Annotated in this window: 16 protein-coding genes; 4 read left to right on the top strand and 12 right to left on the bottom strand. The window is 53.7% G+C overall.

The genetic code is table 11. The features are described from left to right. Nucleotides 1–4: 4 nt before the first annotated feature. The 3 genes from GP475_RS11740 to GP475_RS11750 are packed head-to-tail and all read right to left on the bottom strand — an operon-like array spanning nucleotide 5 to nucleotide 3814. Entirely contained in the window at nucleotides 5–1504 is a 1500-nt protein-coding gene (locus tag GP475_RS11740) for a flavin-containing monooxygenase (RefSeq protein ID WP_187974536.1), read from the bottom strand. Between the two features lie 31 nt (nucleotides 1505–1535). Beyond that, complete coding sequence (locus GP475_RS11745) at nucleotides 1536–2390, bottom strand: alpha/beta fold hydrolase (protein ID WP_187974537.1); 855 nt, start codon at nucleotides 2388–2390, stop codon at nucleotides 1536–1538. A 29-nt stretch (nucleotides 2391–2419) separates the two neighbouring features. Continuing rightward, a complete protein-coding gene (locus GP475_RS11750) occupies nucleotides 2420–3814 on the bottom strand; it encodes an MFS transporter (protein ID WP_187974538.1) in 1395 nt (464 codons plus the stop codon). Nucleotides 3815–4241: 427 nt separating this feature from the next. Here GP475_RS11750 and GP475_RS11755 point away from each other — a divergent pair, with 427 nt between their 5' ends. Next, nucleotides 4242–5024, top strand: a complete 783-nt coding sequence (locus GP475_RS11755; RefSeq protein ID WP_187974539.1) for an IclR family transcriptional regulator — start codon at nucleotides 4242–4244, stop codon at nucleotides 5022–5024. Between the two features lie 506 nt (nucleotides 5025–5530). On the opposite strand, the gene GP475_RS11760 is transcribed toward GP475_RS11755, so the two are convergent. Together GP475_RS11760 and GP475_RS11765 are read right to left on the bottom strand one after the other, a co-directional pair. Then, a complete protein-coding gene (locus tag GP475_RS11760) occupies nucleotides 5531–6709 on the bottom strand; it encodes an LGFP repeat-containing protein (RefSeq protein ID WP_187974540.1) in 1179 nt (392 codons plus the stop codon). Between the two features lie 29 nt (nucleotides 6710–6738). Next, the gene (locus tag GP475_RS11765) at nucleotides 6739–7275 is read right to left on the bottom strand and encodes a phosphatase PAP2 family protein (protein ID WP_187974541.1); all 537 of its coding nucleotides are present in this window, start codon (nucleotides 7273–7275) and stop codon (nucleotides 6739–6741) included. 21 nt (nucleotides 7276–7296) lie between these two features. On the opposite strand from GP475_RS11765, the gene GP475_RS11770 reads away from it, so the two are divergent. Together GP475_RS11770 and GP475_RS11775 are read left to right on the top strand one after the other, a co-directional pair. Next, nucleotides 7297–9219, top strand: a complete 1923-nt coding sequence (locus GP475_RS11770; RefSeq protein ID WP_187974542.1) for a fructose-specific PTS transporter subunit EIIC — start codon at nucleotides 7297–7299, stop codon at nucleotides 9217–9219. Beyond that, on the top strand, nucleotides 9206–9910 hold the full coding sequence (locus tag GP475_RS11775) for a CPBP family intramembrane glutamic endopeptidase (protein ID WP_187974543.1): 705 nt from the start codon (nucleotides 9206–9208) through the stop codon (nucleotides 9908–9910). The genes GP475_RS11770 and GP475_RS11775 overlap by 14 nt, the downstream gene beginning before the upstream one ends. Here GP475_RS11775 and GP475_RS11780 read toward each other — a convergent pair. Continuing rightward, nucleotides 9888–10520 carry a hypothetical protein gene (locus tag GP475_RS11780; RefSeq protein ID WP_187974544.1) on the bottom strand — a complete coding sequence of 211 codons (633 nt, stop codon included), beginning with the start codon at nucleotides 10518–10520 and terminating at the stop codon, nucleotides 9888–9890. The two genes, GP475_RS11775 and GP475_RS11780, sit on opposite strands and share 23 nt — an antisense overlap. Before the next feature lie 207 nt (nucleotides 10521–10727). Further along, nucleotides 10728–12095 carry a PepSY-associated TM helix domain-containing protein gene (locus GP475_RS11785; RefSeq protein WP_223144667.1) on the bottom strand — a complete coding sequence of 456 codons (1368 nt, stop codon included), beginning with the start codon at nucleotides 12093–12095 and terminating at the stop codon, nucleotides 10728–10730. Nucleotides 12096–12156: 61 nt separating this feature from the next. Between GP475_RS11785 and GP475_RS11790 the strand changes: the two genes are divergently transcribed. Further along, a complete protein-coding gene (locus GP475_RS11790) occupies nucleotides 12157–12948 on the top strand; it encodes a DUF1906 domain-containing protein (RefSeq protein ID WP_224399759.1) in 792 nt (263 codons plus the stop codon). Nucleotides 12949–12974: 26 nt separating this feature from the next. On the opposite strand, the gene GP475_RS11795 is transcribed toward GP475_RS11790, so the two are convergent. From GP475_RS11795 to glpK, 5 genes are all read right to left on the bottom strand, one after another. Continuing rightward, entirely contained in the window at nucleotides 12975–13829 is an 855-nt protein-coding gene (locus tag GP475_RS11795) for a hypothetical protein (protein WP_187974546.1), read from the bottom strand. 2 nt (nucleotides 13830–13831) lie between these two features. Beyond that, a complete protein-coding gene (locus tag GP475_RS11800; protein ID WP_187974547.1) occupies nucleotides 13832–14179 on the bottom strand; it encodes a hypothetical protein in 348 nt (115 codons plus the stop codon). Between the two features lie 29 nt (nucleotides 14180–14208). After that, nucleotides 14209–15414 carry a UDP-galactopyranose mutase gene (glf, locus tag GP475_RS11805; RefSeq protein ID WP_187974548.1) on the bottom strand — a complete coding sequence of 402 codons (1206 nt, stop codon included), beginning with the start codon at nucleotides 15412–15414 and terminating at the stop codon, nucleotides 14209–14211. Between the two features lie 15 nt (nucleotides 15415–15429). Next, nucleotides 15430–16263 carry an HAD family hydrolase gene (locus tag GP475_RS11810; RefSeq protein ID WP_187974549.1) on the bottom strand — a complete coding sequence of 278 codons (834 nt, stop codon included), beginning with the start codon at nucleotides 16261–16263 and terminating at the stop codon, nucleotides 15430–15432. Nucleotides 16264–16359: 96 nt separating this feature from the next. Beyond that, complete coding sequence (gene glpK / locus GP475_RS11815) at nucleotides 16360–17907, bottom strand: glycerol kinase GlpK (protein WP_187974550.1); 1548 nt, start codon at nucleotides 17905–17907, stop codon at nucleotides 16360–16362. Nucleotides 17908–17928 lie beyond the last annotated feature (21 nt).

Below are 17928 nucleotides of genomic sequence, written 5' to 3' on the forward strand. Positions count from 1 at the left end.
TTCGTTAAGAGATGGCTGCGACGGTGGCGGAGACGTAGCTGAACTCATAACCTTCAGGATTGAATGTTCCATTCGCGTCGCGGAAGGCGTAACCGAAATCCGGCCAGATGAGAGTCAAACGGCCTGTGCGCTGATCGACGTACCAGGAGTTACATCCGCCATCAAGCCATACAGTGCCGGCGGCATTGCGTTGGATTCGTTCGACATAGGCCTCTTCTGCCTCAACGGTGGGCTCGATGATGTCCACCCCAGTGGTAGACATGTAGTCCATGGCGCCCAGGATGTATTCGATTTGGGATTCGATAATGTAGACGATGGAGTTGTGTCCTAGAGAGGTGTTCGGGCCATTGATAGAAAACAGGTTGGGGAACCCAGCCACTGCCACCGACTGGTACGCCTGCATGCCCCTTTTCCAATGCTCAGATAAGTTGAGACCATCGCGACCGTCGATGAGCTGGGCATAGGGAGGCTCTGTAGCTTCAAAACCGGTGGCAAAGATTAAGATGTCCAGTTCGTATTCTTCTCCGGAAGCTGCCCGAGCAGTCGACCCGTTGACACTGCTTAACGCGGAAGCTTCCAAAGTGGTTATGGGAGACTGGAGAGCCGGATAGAAAGTATTAGAGATCAGGACACGCTTGCAGCCGGGTTCATAAGAGGGGGTTAGTTTTGCTCGAAGTTCCTCATCCGTTACTTGGGCTGCGAGGTGATCCAGTGCCATTTTTTTCCCTTCGGCGAGGAAACGAGGAATGGCACGTCGCTGAGCAAAAGTGTTTTCTCCTCCCCAGAAGAGCTCGGAGCGAAGATTTTCGATGGTGCGGGGATTGCGTTGGAACAGCCGCTTCTCACCGCCGGTGTACTCACGCTCCATCCGGGGAATGATGTAGCTCGGGGTACGCTGGAAGACAACCAGCTCTGACGCAATCTTGGCCATTTCTGGCACAATCTGAACAGCAGAGGCTCCTGTTCCCACCACGCCAATCCGCTTGCCTTCCAGGTTGACATTGTGATCCCAGCGGGCAGAATGGAATTTCTTACCTGTGAAACTCTCGAGGCCAGGAATAGCGGGATAGGACTCATCAGCTAGATGGCCGGTTGCGGTGATCAGAAATTGTGCGATATATATTCGCCCGGCAGTGGTGATGTACCAGCGCCCCTCTTTCTCTTCCCACCGAGCATTAACCATGTTTCGGTTGAAATGTAGATGAGGAAGGAGGCCTTCCTTTTGAGCGAAATTCTGCAAGTAGGTCTGGATTTCCGGACCTGGCGAAAAGACTTGGGACCAGTTGGGGTTGGGATGGAAGGAAAAAGAGTAAAGGTGGGAGGGAACGTCGCACGCAGCCCCTGGATAGGTGTTATCCCGCCAGGTCCCGCCGACGTCATCAGCGCGTTCGATGATGATGAAGTCGTGGTCCCCGTGGCGCTTGAACTGTGCTCCCATTCCTAGACCTGCGAAACCAGAACCAACGATGACGGTGCGTGTGCGGATAGTTTCAGTAGTAGTCATGTGTTCTTCCCTTTTAGGCTGGGTTGGATGATTACGGTTTGGGTGTGGGGATGATGGTCCCAGCATCGTATTGGTCCGGATTATCCATGAATTGCTGGATGTGGTGGCTGAGTTCACTGGGGCGCTCGAAAACCACAGCGTGACCAGCAGAGATCTCCACATAACGGGAATTCTCGATTGCCCCGAACAGAGCGAGTTGATGACGGGTAGGCACCATCTGGTCATGGATGCAGGAGACTATCAGGGTAGGGGCTGTGATGGTTTCAGCTTCGGCAGTGATGTCGATCCGTCGATTCAGTTCCATTTGCTGGTCACCGAACTCATCGAAAACCATGGCTTGCATTCCGGGCTGCATCTCGGACAGAGTCTTGCTAGCGAGGAAGGGGCCGCCGAAGGCGCAAAAGGTAGAGTATTCACGAAGTGCTTGTTCATCCCCTGCTCGACGAAGCGCGTGCCACACGTCGTTTCGCAGAATCTGCTGAAGATCGGTACGGATCCAACCGGCCACGAGGATAAGGCGTTCAACCAGATCAGGATGATCTGCAGCGATTTTAGCTGCAATTACTGCGCCCAGCGAGTAACCCAGCAACACAACCTTCCGACCGGGCAGCAAACGCTGAATTGTCGCGGTAACCTGATCGGCTAGATCATCGGTCTCCAGGGGGCGAGTGGAGTCGACCTGAGCCCAGTCGATGGAAATAACTCGCTGTCGGGCTGCGAGCACCGGGTAAAGGAATCCGAAATGAGCAGCGGTAGAACCTAAGGTACCGTGGATGAGAACAAGCACGTCATCGGGATGGTTCCGGGTGTCTTCAGAGTCGTAATAAGTAATTTCTACATCGTTGATAGTGATAGTGCGCGGTATCATCAAGTCCTGCGTAAGCATGAATACTCCTGGTTTCTTAAAATGTTCGGTTATCCGGCTTCAGCGAGGCGGATTCCCTTGGTTTCCTTCCAGCGGAAGCCCACGACAATAGCGGTGCCGAGAGTCATAGCGATGATGTAACCGTCGAATAGCCAGAACATATCGATAGAGGCCAGCCAGGTGTTGAGATAGGGGGCAGTACCACCAAAAAGGGCAACTGCCAACGGCATGGCGGTTCCCATGATAAGGGCGCGGTAGCGGGTGGGAACCTGCTCGGCCAGCATGGCTGGCTGAGTTCCACCAATGCAAGCGCTAAGTCCCATCATGAGGGCCTGGGCGATAAATAAAGTCCAGGGGTTGTCGTTGATCATCGCAAAGACAGGAACAGTTAATGCGGCCGTGGCAAGAGCATAAACTAGAACTGGAATGCGTCGTCCAATCTTGTCTGCAACCAGACCCATGATTGGCACGAGTACCAAATTGACTGCCATGGCTCCTAGGGATGCAGTAAAAGCACCGGCTGGGTCCATATCTTTTTGAGTGATGGCATAGGTCGCCGCATAAGAGGACCAGATGTAGTACGGCAGAGTGGTGCCAGCCATGTAAAAGAAAACTTCGACTGCTTTGATAAAAGTCTTCCGGTTCGGCCATTCAACTACGACACTAACCTTACTGACCTCTGCAGTTACTGCCGTATTGCCCTGAGTAAGGGTTATGTCATCCAAAGTCTTGGCCGTCTGAGAGATTTCGACATGTGCCTCATGAACCTCAGACTCCATCATGTTGCGGCGGAGCCACAGAACTACTACTGCTAGCAGTCCGCCGAAGATGAATGGGAGACGCCATCCCCACTCTTTCATGACCATCGAGTCGAACATGTTAGTTAAAACCGAACCGAACAAGATTGCAACCATAGTGCCCAGCCCCATGGCAAAGCCGATCGCGGAGCCGTAGAAGGCACGGCGGTGACGAGGGGCAATCTCAGGAAGATAAACATTCGAAACAGTTGCTTCACCACCATGGGCAAATCCCTGAAGTAACCTAGCCAGCAGTAGTAAGAATGATGCAACCCCGCCGATAGTTTCGTAGCTGGGAATGATGCCGATGAGTAGCGAACCACTGGCCATCATGAGCATGGTGACCAAAAGAACCCATTTACGTCCTTTGCGGTCAGCAATCCTTCCGAACACATAGCCACCAAGGGGTCTCATGACGAAGCCCACAGCGAATACCGCCAGAGTAGACAACAGTGCGGAAACGGGGTTTTCTTGATCGAAAAGAGCCCCCGCGATGTAAGTGGAGAACACTCCGTAAACTGCCCAGTCGAACCATTCCAGGACGTTACCCAATCCAGTGGCAAGCAGAGATCGACGACGGGTGACTTTAGAAGCAGGAGACGCTGAGGCCGTGGGGGTAACGATAGCGGCGGTTGTAGAGGTTGTCATGCTGTTCCTTTGTTCAGCGGAAGAGGGCACGGGTTGCTATTTACCCGATAACACGTGGATGGTTATCGCAAATTAAAGTTCATATAATGAACTTTCGATGAACATTTATTTTTGTGCAACTCATCACTTTGCATTGCCACTGAATGCTAAAGCACAATGAGTCATAACGCAAGCTTTTTCGTGCAAAAAACGTAAAAATGATCTTTCGGTTCCTCCGCTCAACCCCTCCCCTCACTGTTTCCCATCTGTTTTTATACGCCATCTCCGACTCTGCGAGTGAAAAAATAACTCATTTAAAGTCCATTATTCGGACTCTTTATATAAGATCTAAGCTGAGGACTAGCCCTCTACGTCAAGAAAAAGCAGTTACAAAAGGAATATTCACCAACTCTGATGTTTCAGTGTTTCAGCTGGTATTTAGGAGAGAATGGGAATTGTGAAGAATGAGATAAATCGCAGCCATGTCCTGGCCCGAGCAGCCACCATCGTGGAAACGGTTGCGTCAGCCGGGCCGAAAGGTATCCGTCTGCTGGATCTCGCGGAGGACACGGACATTCCCCGCCCTACAGTCCACCGAATCCTTAGCGATCTACAGGCCCTGGGGTATGTGCAGCAGCTGGAGAATAAACGCTACACCCTAGGGGGTCGTCTAGGGTTACTGGGATTAGCAGCCCCCACTCCTTTGCAATGTGCCTCAGAACTGCAAAAGATCACCCAAAATCTTGCTGACCAGCTCGGGGACACCGTCTATATCGCCATGCAGTACTTTGACAGTGTCTATTACCTAGTACGAGCCCATGGAGGATTTCCTATTCGCATGCAGACTGTCGAGGTGGGAGACATTCAGCCCTTGAGCTCGACCTATAGTGGTATCGCCATATTATCTCAGCTCCCCAGGGAACAGCAGGAGCGAATGCTTGAAAACCTCGCACGAACCGAGCGTCCTGAGTGGTCGGAGATCGGAACGGAACAACACCAGTCGCTGATACGTAAAGCCCTCGCCCAATACTTAGAAGATGGTTTCCTCTACGGGGACGACTACGTGTTACCTGGACTATCTGGAGCAGCGATTCTGGTTCCGAAGGGGACGAAAAACCGACTAGTCGCATTGAGCGTTTCTACTATTCATAGTCGCCTTCCCGATTCGCGGAAAGATGATGTTATCCGCTCCATGCGCGCTACAGCAATGAAAATACAGCAGGTTCTGTGAGTCACAGGCAGCAGAGACAATTGAGGCGCTCCCCCTGAAAAAACGTGTCAACCATGCGACCCATCTTTTACGCAGGTGCCGAGGAATCCACATTAGAAAAGGATATATAATGCTGCCTTTCCCTCTATATCGTCAAACACAACTGCGTAAGGACACTTTGTACAGTTTGAAGAACCTAATAGGGCTCCTAATTCCCTGCACTGTAACTAACATCCCGTCAACATCGGCATCTTCTCGGATCCGTCTGGGAACAATCCCCTTGTCACAGCCTGCTCGAGTCAATCTCCTATTCACTCAGGGAGTGGAGGCACTCTTGGAGGTCTTTGACCACACCCTCATCCATCCTGAGCAGGATGCAACCATAATGGAGGCCGGGTCGAGATCTGCAGACACCTCATCCATATCTATCGAAAACTGCGAGTAGACAACAGGACAGCGGCAGTCAATGAAGCACGACGTCGAGGAGTCCTCCACCAACGCTGACCCACCGCCTTCGCTTAGTAAGATTACTGACCAATTTCGGCAGCTTTATGCCACAACCCACGGCGCTTAAGTGAATCAATCAATAGATTGCTGATCTCTTGTCCATCTACGATGCTCGTACCCCGTTTTTCTAGTTCTTCCGGCAAAGAGATAGCACCACCCTCAAATTTCTGAGGAATGTGTGGATCATATTCGTCAGCATCACTCACTGGGTATCCGTACCGCCCACGTTCTGCACCATTTTGCAAATACACCTCATAGATGAGGTTTTTCACCTCATGCACTCCATGATCCGGGTGAAAATAAATAGCCCCTAAATTGGTTTCGACCGATCGAGCTTTCCCATCTTCCGTAGGCTTTTCATCGCTGATGGGCATACTCCCTAGAAAAGGTTCACTGTGCCATTGCGTTACTAAGTGATGACCAATTTCTTTGCCGAGCACCACAGCCGGAGCAAAAGAATTCCACGCAATATAGCCGTCTTGGAATTCCTGAAGTATAGGACCACTAGGGGGTGGTGACTCCTGGTCAGGCTCTTCCGCCAAGTTGCCGGTTTCCTCGTGAACTATCGCTTCTGCCACGGGGAAACCTAACTTTCCGGTATCCCAGCCTTGGCGCTCCCAGGCTTGAGCTATTTCCATCTTCATGGCGTAGGCCCCCGTGCTCGGTGTCCACACCATAAATCCATTCCGGAATTTTTGAATAACCCCCTTGCCGTCTGCTGTTTTCTGGGCTTCTTCTACCGGCCATAATAAAACGCTACCTGCCCCGCCTTGGTGAGCATAGGATTCTGCGATGGCCCCGCACACCGGCACCTCAGAGGGCCAAAATACCCGACACTCCGAATCCGATTGACTGGCTTCAGCACGCTCTGCGCGGTCTGCACTGTCCTTATCTATCCCCTCGGGGACACCCACTCGATCCGTTCGCATCTGGCCAGAACGTTGCTCCGTATGCGGTGATTGGTCCAGAGCGCGGTTAATGAGCTGCTGTTGCTGGGCAATAGTGGCTAGTGCTATTCCTCCAGCGCCGCGTACTTCCGGACTGAATTCTGGATCAAATGAAGGAGTTTCACCAGCAGATGACGTCGCTCCTGGTGAGGGGGAGTTCAACTCAGGGACACCGGTTCCGGATCTTAGAGTGGAACAACTTGCCAGCAAAAATAGGCTGAGGATTACTGTCAAGAAGCGCATCCACTGCATCACCACTCCCCTCCCTCTGACAATAGACTTCAGGTTTTCTTAGCTATTTTAAAGCGAGAATGTAGTTTTTGCCACAAAACCCAGAGGGCAAAGGTGCACACCACCCCCAGCACTGCCCCAGCTATCACGTCAGTGCACCAATGAACCCCCACATAGAGCCGGGAGAGCATGATTCCGAGGGCGTTAACCCATGCCAGAGTCACGATCAGTCGACGCCAACGCACACACAACAACGTGGCGACCATCGCCAAGCTGCATACCGCTGTGGCATGACCCGAGGGGAAAGATGCCGACGTTTCGGAGACGAGATGGTAGGCGGAGGGTGGTCGGGGACGATCTATCACTCGCTTGAGGACTTCGCAGATCATCGCCGACGTTAGGAGACAGAGCGCAGGAAAGAGAACCCAGGAAGAACGCCGAAAACCAAGGTAAATAGTGATTAGTAAGGCGTAGAGAGTCGTTAGGGCAGGGCGGAAAAGGTCAGTCCACCCTATGATGAGGGTGCTTAGTACGTGGGGGACGTGGTCCCGGCTGGCGATAAATAGGTGCCACACCATCTGATCCATGGGTGTGATCTTATAGAGGATATGGATAATGACGAACCTCTGGTCTTAGCTATTACTGCGTGCCCCACGGGGATAGCCCATACTTATTTGGCGGCAGAAAATCTTGAGGCTGCCGCTGCCGAACTGGGGATTCGGTTAAGGGTGGAAACTCACGGGTCGATTGGTGTTGAGGGTACTTTCTCAAAATCGGAGATTCAGGAAGCCGACGCGGTTCTTATTGCCGCAGATACCAGTATTGAGCGTTCTCGTTTTCACGCGAAGAGACTGCTAGCTACGGGGGTGGATGCTGCTATTAAGGACCCCCGAGGCTGTCTGGAAAAAGCACTTTCAGCTCCGGTTGCTAGCAGCGAGACCTCTCAACACGACGAAGCTGAATCCAGCACAGTAAACGGAGACAGTAGTGGGCTCAAGACCGTGGGGATTACCCTGTACCGTGCCTTGATGAGCGGTGTTTCTCACATGGTTCCTTTTGTTGTAACCGGTGGTTTATTGCTGGCCATTGCGTTATCACTAGGTGGGCAACCAACGACCGAGGGACTAGCTATCCCAGAGGACTCGTGGTGGAAAGTCATTGAACAGGTAGGAACCCTAGCCTTTAGCCTGATGGTTCCGGTGCTTTCTGCTTTTATTGCCCAGGCTATTGCTGATCGTCCCGGTTTAGCCCCGGGTTTTATTACTGGACTGATCGCAGTCAACGGGGAGCTGTATGGTTCCGAGACGGGTACGGGTTTTATCGGCGGCATCATCACCGGCATCCTCGCCGGCTATGTGGCTTTAGGGATTAGAAAAATCCCGGTCAACAAATACGTGGCCCCGATTTGGCCGATCATCGTCATTCCTATTCTCACTACTCTGATTGTGGGGCTGCTCTTTATCTACATCATCGGCCACCCCGTCGCTGCACTTTTTGAAGCGCTTACCCGCGGCCTTGCTGGCCTAGATGGAGGGTCCGCCATCATCCTCGGTGCTGTCATCGGCGCCATGATTGCCTTTGACATGGGTGGTCCTTTTAACAAGACAGCCTTTCTCTTTGGCGGTGGGCTCATTGCCGCCGGCAACCCCCACCCCATGGGCATGGCTGCAGCGGCCATCGCGGTCCCTCCGTTAGCCGTGGGAGTAGCTACGCTCATCCGCCGCCACCGTTTTAGTCAACCAGAACGAGACTCTGGAATAGCCGCATTATTTATGGGCTGTTTTGGTATTACCGAGGGCGCTATTCCCTTGGCCGCCGCCCGACCCCTTCACGTTATTCCCGCCAACGTAGCCGGTGGAGCTATAGCAGGAGCTCTTGCCGGATGGTGGGGAGTTACTGACCATGTGATGCATGGTGGCCCCATAGTGGCGGTGCTCGGTGCTGTCGATGGGGTTGCGTGGTTCTTCCTGGCTTTGGCCTGCGGTGTTGCGGTGAATGCTGGTTTAATCATGCTTTTCGTGGGTCGAGAACCCACCCCCAGCTCATCTTCTTCCGCTCTGATTTCTGAGGACACCGTCCTCCTTGACGTTAAGTTCCCTGACTCTACAGCCGCCATCACCGCAATGGTCGATAGTGCTTCTCACGTAGGTCGGATCAATGATCCTAAGGCTGTGGTTTCTGCGGCCTTGGAAAGAGAGCGTAAAGGTTCTACCGCCGTCGGACATGGGGTGGCTATTCCGCACGCTCGTTGTGCTGGTGTCAGCGCGCCGGTGCTGGTGTGTGCACGCACTACTAAGCCAGGGGTTGAGTGGAATACGCCCGACGATTCCCCGGCCCGGTTACTTTTCCTTATTGCTGTTCCTGAGGGTGCGGGAAACCAACATCTGAAAATCTTGGCGAAACTTGCCAAAGCTTTAGCGCGTCGTGGCCTGCGGGAAGAAATACTCAACGCTGAGAATAAAACCCAGATAGTCCGCGCCATCCAGAAGGCAACACACTCAGATCAGGTCTCTCCTCATGCCTTCGCCTAGTTCTCCTCTACCGGGTTTGGCGCTGCGCAACGCGGTACTAGCGGCGCTAGCCATCATTCTGCTCACCGCCGTGGTTTTCGCTGCAGCCATCCCGCTAGGGCTCCTCCTCCCTAGCCGTCACAGCGCCTTAATCGCCGTGGTTCTGGCCCTCACCTGCCACGGTTTTGCTGCTGTCCTCACCCTGTGGTTTCTGTGTCGCCACTGGAAAATTCCCCCAGCTGCTCTTAGGATCGTGCCACCAACTCCTCGCCTATGGCACCTCTGCTGGCAAATTCCGGTGGCGCTGCTGGGGTTAATCCTAGTTCAGGCGATAGTTTTTGGGGTCCTCGGAGCCGGAGGCGGGGAAATTCCCTCCCAATTTCTCAATGACCCAGGGATTTTCACGAGCCCAACAATTATCGCGTTGGTGTTCATCGGCGCAGGGATCGCCGCACCGCTGTGGGAAGAATTCTTCTTTCGGGGGCTGCTGTACTCCATCTTTGACCAGAAGTGGGGTCAATGGGCGGCCGTTCTCCTCAGCGCGGTGTGCTTTAGCCTAGCCCACCTGATGTATCTGCTCTTTCCCTATCTTCTGACCTTTGGGTTAGTCGCCGCATTTCTCCGTATCTTTCACGGCAATATCTGGGGTGGATTGATCTTTCACATAGTGATTAATTGCAGTGTGATTGCTATGACGTTGGGCACCACATAAGGGTTTGGGCCCGGCCGGCTCGAGTCATCGCTTCATGGCGTGGTCGCACCTTTATTTCCGAGTCTTGCTGAGCTACCTCAAGAACCTCTCGTTCAGGAAGCTGCGTGATCTCTGAGACAAAGTATGAGGCGAACGCCGAGTCTCTCGTGGTGGCGCGAGCTGCATCAAGAACAACTTTAATGAGATCCACGGGTTCGGTAGAGGAAGGATCATCAAGGTTCGGTTCTTTCGCCGAGGGTATTCCGGCGCGGTAAACGATAATAAAGGTCACAACGCCTGCCGGAATAGCTAACAATAGCCACCAGTTCTCGGGTAGTAGTGAGATGACAAGTGGGACGCCAAGAACCCAGAATAGAGGCCACCGCTTCATCGTGCCGAATGAGGTGGATGGCACCGGATACCTCTCTGACCTTAGCTTTTCCCAGTAAAAAGCAAGAAGAAAGAGCACCACGGCTACTGCCAAGGAGATGCACCAAGTCCACGTCGTGCCGCGCCTGAGCAAAAGACAAATGACCACCATGGCAGCGAGGAAACTGGCTAGGACGGCACGGGGGATTCGGTTATTTAACGTCGAGAGAGCCCGTTTTCTCACTTGCTGACAATTCATCATGCGGCCTTCCTGTTCTGCCCAGTTCCACGCTGAGGCTAATTTCCTTAAGAACTACCTAGCGCCAAGTATAGGACTCCTATCTAATTCTCGGAGCGCTGCTGAGTGGAATGCTTAACCTATAACGGCATTGGCCAGTAGGCGATGGGATTGCTCAGGACATAGTAGAAGAACAAAAGGGTATCGAGAAGATTATTCATGACTAAAAGCCTATCGTCTCCCCCGCGTAAGAGCACGGTATCCACCATCGAGGAGGAGGAAAAGAAGGAAGCTTAGGCCGAATAGCGGGGCCACCAGAGAATAAAGAATGCAGCACACAACGAAAAGCGGAGGGATGCGTCGAAGCCCCACGGGGGATGGTAGTGATCCCACACGGTGTCCGCGGCGCGCACGAGCAAACCACATGAGCCATCCCCATACGATGAGGGCTGTTAGGCCCAGCGCCGTGATTCCCAAAACAAGCTGGTTAACCCAGCCAAAGAGAATCCCCATGTGTGCGTTGATGAACCATTCAGCGAACTTCGCCATGATTGGCCAGTCTTGCCAGCGCACCTGGTCTACCACTTGGCCGGTGCGCCCATCAACGGTAATGGTGTTCATGTCTGTGCGCCATTCCTGACGAGCCTCTTTAGCCGTCCACGCCTGTCCCGGTTTCGTTGGGGCAGTGAGCTCCAATTTTCCAGTTAACCCCTCTGCTCGGGCTTGGCTAAGAACGGTGTCTGCCTGACTCCAATCCACCCCGGTCGAAGATGCGGCAGGTGCAGCCTGGGCACTCACCGTGGTCTCCGGAGTAGGCGCCACCCACGCTGCCTTTTCCCGCACTGCGGTGATATCCGCCCCGGCCACCATTGACCACGTCAACCCGGTAACCGTCAAGAATAAGAATCCCGCCGCCAACACCGTTCCGGTCCACGAATGCCAGCGCATAAATCGCGCCCGACGTGTGGTAGATCCAGTCCGCTTCCCTCGATTGCGGTCCCACCACAGCCATAGGCCCATGAGGGTAAGTGCACCCATCCAGCTAGCAGCGGTTTCGCTATAAATCCGCCCGACGTCGCCGAGCCACAATCGACGATGTCCCTCCGATAACCAAGCCCGGAACGGAAGGGCTGCGGAGGAACCATATTGTACGAGATCACCTCGAATACTGGCGTCGCCTGGATCGACGAAAACAGCGTGGCGATAGCTACTGGAGATAAGTTGCGGGTCCTTAAACATCACCCGGTTACTGTGCTGAGAATCAGCAGCAATTTGAATTGCCGTGGCATGTTCTCCGGGGCGCTCAGCTTCAGCAGCCGCCACCTGTTGAGCTATGGGCAGTGCTGGTTTCCCTTCAGCTGCCGCAGGCGCAGACATTTCTTCCTGATAAATCACTTTTTCCAGGCTGGGGGCAAAAGCATAGAGAAAACCCGTAATAGCCGCGATCAGGAGAAATGGAGCAATAAAAATCCCGGCGATGACATGGACGCGATGCAGTGTTGCTCGCCAGGAATAGCGATGCCCGGGCTCTATGGCATCAAGAGCAGAGGAGGTATGAACACTATCAATAGTCACGTACAACATGTCGGATACATACATTCACTAGTTCCCAAGACTTTCGATTTTTTCAAAAGTTGCTAAAGTTACTGTCGGTAATTGTGTGACTAATGTGGAAGATGTTGTTATGCCCGCTTCATTCCCCTCTCGCCCACTAACCCGCCGATCCCTACTCCGCGCCGGAGCCATGGGCCTTGCAGCAGGTGTAGTGGCAACAGCCACTCCCCGCGCGCTAGCCGCCGTCGATCCCACTCGGCCGGTACTCGGCACCGTCCTCGACTATGCCACCGGGGTGCCCAGCGCAGCTGCCATTAAAGCCGCTGGACACATGGGAGCCGTACGCTACGTCACCCGCCCCCTGCCGGGAAATGAGTCCTGGGTATTAGGAAAACCAGTCAAACTCACAGAAACCCTGGACTTCGCAGCTCACGGCCTCAAGGTAGCTAGCGTCTATGAATCCAATGCCGGGAAGAATGCGGATTGGGCAGCCGGGGCGGCCGGAGCTCTTAAACACGCCCCCCAAGCGGTAGAACTTCATCTCGCCGCCGGAGGTCCCACCGGGCGTCCCATCTATGTGGGAATTGACGATAATCCCACAGAGACCCAATACACCCAACAGATTCGCCCCTATCTTCAAGCCTTTAAAGCAGCACTTGAAGCCGTCGGACTTCACCTAGGGGTATATGCCAACTACCCCACCATTGAGTGGGCTTTAGGCGATGGCCTGGGCACCTATTTCTGGCAGCATGACTGGGGTTCCCAAGGCAATATCCACCCCAAAGCACAGATTCACCAGGTAGGGGGCTGGCAAGCCCAAATTGATGGAGTCACCGTAGACATCAATAACGTCTACGCCCAAGATTGGGGACAATGGGCACCGGGTTCTGCATCATAGGGGAACGGATTATCTGACCCTCCCCGCTAACGAGGAGCTGAGTTCTCTGAGGATTGATCCGGTGCTGCCAACTGCCGCTTTCTTTTAAATTCCTCGGATTTACGGTGGTTGCGCAATGCCGTCACCCCCGCACCTATCCCAAGGAGGAGAGGTAACCATATCCTCCGGTATTCCATGACTGCACTCACCCAGGCTGGCACCTGCCACTGAGGAAGCTCAAAAGTGGGTAACCAAATATCAGGAAAATAGGGAATGGGGATCCAGATCTCCGGCGGACTTGGGAGTGCTGGAAAATCTGGAAGAAAGCTTAAGAACCACTCAATCAGCGGATCCAGATATTTCCCAAGGATGGGCATGATAACTAGAAGAAAGATAGCCCAGAAGGATTTCCCTAACCCCAAGACCACGGGATAGATAAACCGCTTAAGCCGGGAGCTACGAAGAGCACGCAGATATTTTTCTCCCCGGGACCCCGGCGGAGGATCACATTCCACAAGTTCTTGAGCCTCTTTATAAGTCAAACTCAGCACTTGGGAATCTTTGGTGCGCTGGAACACCAACATTGGCTTCCCCGGCACTGCGCCCATGGGACTGTGCAACTGATCTACGTCTTGGGGCTCTAAGGATTGACGGCCCTGAGGCACTCGCTCCAAGCGCAGAACAGGTTGAGACTCATGCAGGATTTGTACCCTCCTGGGCGGATTAGCTCGCCACAATCTCAACCGACGTATCCAGCCAGCATGAACTGGCACGGGTTCAAAGTCCCTGATCTGCTCCGCTTTCACCGGCCAATCGGGATATTCGTGAGCGAATTCCTTGTCATAGCCCAGTTGAACCTCATAAAGCCCGTGAGTTGGGTGGTGAAACTTCCAGGACTCCATGGCTACTCCGATGCTGAGCTGCGGTCACAGACTTTGCCGCCGACCAAGGCTAGGAGGACATAGATGACGCCGTATATCCACGACCCATGAGGATAAAAAAGGGCGGCACTCAGCCAAAAAGCCGCCCCGAAAATCAGAGAGAAGCTCCAGGTGAACCGGAATAAGTAGGCGTCGAGCATTCCTCCTAAAAAAGCTAATAACGCTAAGGCAATGAGGATGGTCCATCCCGCGGGGATGGGCGCCAAAAAGTAATGTGCGCCTAGCGGGAGAAGGAAAACCAGCAGGATAATGGCGGTGAGGTAGGCGTATTGGAGGATATTTCGGCGAGCAACATCCGGCGATGAATCCATGCTTTTTTCACTCTACCTACCGGGGGAGTTTAATGCCCGCGCTCCTGACTAATGGGCTGCCCTTCCTGAAAATACGGCACCAGGGTGTTATCGAACAAACTTAGCGCTGCGGCAATAGCCATGTGCATATCCAGATACTGATACGTTCCTAGACGCCCGCCAAACAGGACCTTGTTTTCTGCCGCCTCCTGGGCCGCTCTTTGCCGATAGCGCACGAGCATTTCTCGATCCTCGGGAGTGTTAATGGGGTAGTAGGGTTCATCTCCTTCCTCAGCAAAACGGGAATACTCTTTCATAATCACCGTCTTGTCCTTGGGATACCGATCTTCTCTCTCTGGATGGAAATGCCGGAATTCATGAATCCGGGTATAAGGAACATCGGCGTCGTTGTAGTTCATTACCGGGGTGCCCTGGAAATCTGGCACCTCAAGCACCTCTGTTTCAAAGTCCAAGGTCCGCCACCCCAAGGTCCCCTCGGAATAGTTAAAGTAGCGATCCAACGGCCCGGTGTACACCACGGGCGCCTCTGGGTTGGCTCGACGCACATCCTCGCGAACCTCAAACCAATCCGTGTTCAACCGCACCTCAATATTGGGATGGTCAGCCATGTTTTCCAACCAGGCGGCGTACCCGTCAACCGGCAACCCCTCGTAGGTGTCATTGAAATAGCGATTATTGAAGGTATAGCGCACCGGCAGCCGGGTGATGTTTCCAGCCGGAAGATCCTTGGGGTCAGTCTGCCACTGCTTAGCGGTGTAATCCCGAATAAAAGCCTCATATAGCGGCCGGCCAATAAGGCTAATGGCCTTTTCTTCAAGGTTCTTTGCCGCTTGAGGATCTAAGCCATCAGTCTGGTCTTTGATGAGCTGTTTCGCTCCTTCGGGGGAATAGTATTTGCCGAAGAACTGGTTGATGAGGCCCAAACCCATCGGGAATTGATAGGCGGTGCCGTCATGCATCGCGAAAACACGGTGCTGATAATCCGTAAATGATGTGAATTGATTCACATAATCCCACACCCGTTTGTTTGAGGTGTGGAAGAGATGAGCCCCGTATTTATGAATTTCAATCCCGGTGCGAGGTTCCGCCTCTGAGTAGGCGTTTCCACCTAGGTGCTCACGTCGCTCCACAATGAGCACCTTCTTCCCGAGCTGCTCAGCAGCACGCTCGGCGATGGTAAGGCCAAAAAGACCAGAACCTACAACAATCAAATCAACAGCTTGTGGATTGTCCATGAGGTCCCAGCTTAGCTAAAACCACCGTTCTAGCACGTCAGCCACGCCACCATCATCATGTGATGTGGTGATTTCATCGGCCGCTGCTTTTACCTCCTCGCGAGCACCAGCCATCGCCACACCCCAGCCGGCCCAGCGCAACATCTCAATATCATTCGGCATATCCCCGAAGCTGAGGACCCGTTGTTGCGGCACCTTATGCATTCGTGCCAATTCCGCCACTCCGTGGGCTTTATTAACCCCCGGTGCAGCTACTTCCAAGATCCCCGCATCCATGGAGTAGGTCACATGCGCTAGTTTCGGGTCTACTGCCGGTTGGACGAGTCGATACATCTCCGCAGCTTGCAGATCTGTGTTCCGGAGCAGCAACTTGATTGCAGGCTGGGAAAGGGCGCGTTCTTCCCGCTGTTCTCCAAATTCCCGATTCCCCCAGAGGTGGAAGTAACCCGGAGTGACGACGAATAGCTCCCGCGGGTCATCATCAAAAGCATCGCCTGTCCCGGCGCGCTCAACTGCGACTTTAACTCCGCCATAGGGTGCTAAGGCCTCCCGCGCCGCGCTCACTACCTGGGATAGTGCTTCTGGCGACAGCTCGTGGGCGCGCACTATGCGGTGGTATTTAGAGTCATAAAGAACCGCCCCATTAGCGCAGACACACACCGGGCGAATGGGCAACTGCTCTAAAACCGGCTCTATCCAGCGGTGGGGACGCCCCGTCGCTAAAGCAATTTCAGTGCCAGCCTCTGCTGCTCTTTCAATAACATCATAGACCCGAGGAAGTACCCGATCTTGGGAGTTAATGAGGGTGCCATCAATATCACTGGCAACCAGCAAAGGCTGTTTTTTCATGGGTCTTAGTTTACTCGCCGCATAGAGCTAAGGCTGAGAAACGCGTCGGGCAGAGAAAAACCCCGGCTATCGTGCCGGGGTTTTCACCACGCGGGATTAGAGTGCTGCGGACGAATCCTCAGTATCTTCTTCCCAGTTATAGGAGCGTTCCACGGCCCGGTTCCATTCCGCATAGAGACGGTCCACCTCAGATTGCTCCATCTTAGGCTTCCAGGAGGTTTCCCCGGCGCTTTGTTCCCGCAGAACATCGAGGGAATCCCAATAGCCGACGGAAATACCGGCAGCATAGGCGGCACCTGCTGCGGTGGTTTCGATATTCTTGGGTCGAGTAACTTTTGTTCCCAAAATATCTGCCTGGAATTGCATGAGCAATTCGTTCATGGTCATTCCACCGTCGACGCGAAGCTCGGTGATTTCCACGCCGGAATCCGCCACCATTGCGTCAGCGACTTCTCGGGTTTGGTAGGCGGTAGCCTCCAAAACAGCGCGCGCCAAATGCTTCCGATTAGCGAATCGAGTAAGTCCGACGATCACGCCTCGGGCATCAGGTCGCCAACGCGGGGCAAAAAGCCCAGAGAAAGCAGGGACAATATAGACCCCACCGTTGTCTTTGACTTCGCGGGCTAGATTTTCAATGCTCGCGGCATTAGGGATGATCTGGAGACTATCTCGCAACCACTGCACCAGGGAGCCGCCAATAGCTACCGACCCTTCCAAGGCATACACCGGTTTTTCGCCCTCCACCTGATAGCACACGGTGGTGAGCAAACCATTATCCGACCACTTCGGGGTGGTGCCGGTGTTCAGCAAAAGGAACAAACCAGTGCCATAGGTGTTCTTGGCCTCACCCGGGCGGAAACATCCCTGCCCAAACATGGCGGATTGTTGATCACCCAAGATTGCGCGGATCGGGACTCCGCCGAGGGAACCACGAGCCCGCACCTTTCCGAAGTCCCCCACGGAAGGGCGAATCTCCGGAAGCATAGACATGGGAATGCCCATAGCCTGGCAGATCTCTTCATCCCACTGCAGAGTCCGTAGATCCATGAGCGAGGTCCGAGAGGCATTGGTGACATCTGTCGCGTGGATTGCCGGGTTCCCCTCATCCCCGTCAGCGCCGCCGGTAAGGTTCCACAACAACCACGTGTCAATAGTTCCAAAGAGCAAGTCTCCGGCTTCAGCCCGTTCCCTCGCCCCATCGACGTTGTCTAAAATCCACTTGATCTTAGGACCCGCCGGATAGGAATTCAATAACAGGCCGGTGGTTTTTTGCCACTTATCTGGCCCGTCCTCACCCATGAGTTCCTTACAGATCGGGGTGGTCCGGGTATCTTGCCAGACAATCGCGTTATACACCGGATCCCCAGTGTTTTTATCCCACACGATGGTGGTTTCCCGCTGGTTGGTTAGACCCACGGCTACCACATCTTCACGGCCGATGTCTGAATCGGCGAGGGCTGCACCGACTGCGCGTCGGACGTTATCCCAAATCTCTTTGGGATCATGCTCTACCCAGCCACGTTCTGGGAAAATTTGCTCATGCTCAAACTGCCCGACGGCAACTTGGTTGGCATCATGGTCAAAGATGATGCACCGGGTGGAGGTGGTGCCTTGATCGATGGCAGCTACATATTTAGCGCACATGGAATCATTCCTTCACATCAT

The sequence above is a fragment of the Corynebacterium poyangense genome (assembly GCF_014522205.1).
In the GTDB taxonomy this organism is placed as follows: Bacteria; Actinomycetota; Actinomycetes; order Mycobacteriales; family Mycobacteriaceae; genus Corynebacterium; species Corynebacterium poyangense.

Coding starts and splice junctions, on each gene's coding strand:
- GP475_RS11740 (WP_187974536.1), bottom strand. CDS start 1,504: ATGACTACTACTGAAACTATCCGCACACGCACCGTCATCGTTGGTTCT.
- GP475_RS11745 (WP_187974537.1), bottom strand. CDS start 2,390: ATGCTTACGCAGGACTTGATGATACCGCGCACTATCACTATCAACGAT.
- GP475_RS11750 (WP_187974538.1), bottom strand. CDS start 3,814: ATGACAACCTCTACAACCGCCGCTATCGTTACCCCCACGGCCTCAGCG.
- GP475_RS11755 (WP_187974539.1), top strand. CDS start 4,242: ATGGGAATTGTGAAGAATGAGATAAATCGCAGCCATGTCCTGGCCCGA.
- GP475_RS11760 (WP_187974540.1), bottom strand. CDS start 6,709: ATGCAGTGGATGCGCTTCTTGACAGTAATCCTCAGCCTATTTTTGCTG.
- GP475_RS11765 (WP_187974541.1), bottom strand. CDS start 7,275: ATGGATCAGATGGTGTGGCACCTATTTATCGCCAGCCGGGACCACGTC.
- GP475_RS11770 (WP_187974542.1), top strand. CDS start 7,297: ATGGATAATGACGAACCTCTGGTCTTAGCTATTACTGCGTGCCCCACG.
- GP475_RS11775 (WP_187974543.1), top strand. CDS start 9,206: ATGCCTTCGCCTAGTTCTCCTCTACCGGGTTTGGCGCTGCGCAACGCG.
- GP475_RS11780 (WP_187974544.1), bottom strand. CDS start 10,520: ATGATGAATTGTCAGCAAGTGAGAAAACGGGCTCTCTCGACGTTAAAT.
- GP475_RS11785 (WP_223144667.1), bottom strand. CDS start 12,095: ATGTATGTATCCGACATGTTGTACGTGACTATTGATAGTGTTCATACC.
- GP475_RS11795 (WP_187974546.1), bottom strand. CDS start 13,829: ATGGAGTCCTGGAAGTTTCACCACCCAACTCACGGGCTTTATGAGGTT.
- GP475_RS11800 (WP_187974547.1), bottom strand. CDS start 14,179: ATGGATTCATCGCCGGATGTTGCTCGCCGAAATATCCTCCAATACGCC.
- glf (WP_187974548.1), bottom strand. CDS start 15,414: ATGGACAATCCACAAGCTGTTGATTTGATTGTTGTAGGTTCTGGTCTT.
- GP475_RS11810 (WP_187974549.1), bottom strand. CDS start 16,263: ATGAAAAAACAGCCTTTGCTGGTTGCCAGTGATATTGATGGCACCCTC.
- glpK (WP_187974550.1), bottom strand. CDS start 17,907: ATGTGCGCTAAATATGTAGCTGCCATCGATCAAGGCACCACCTCCACC.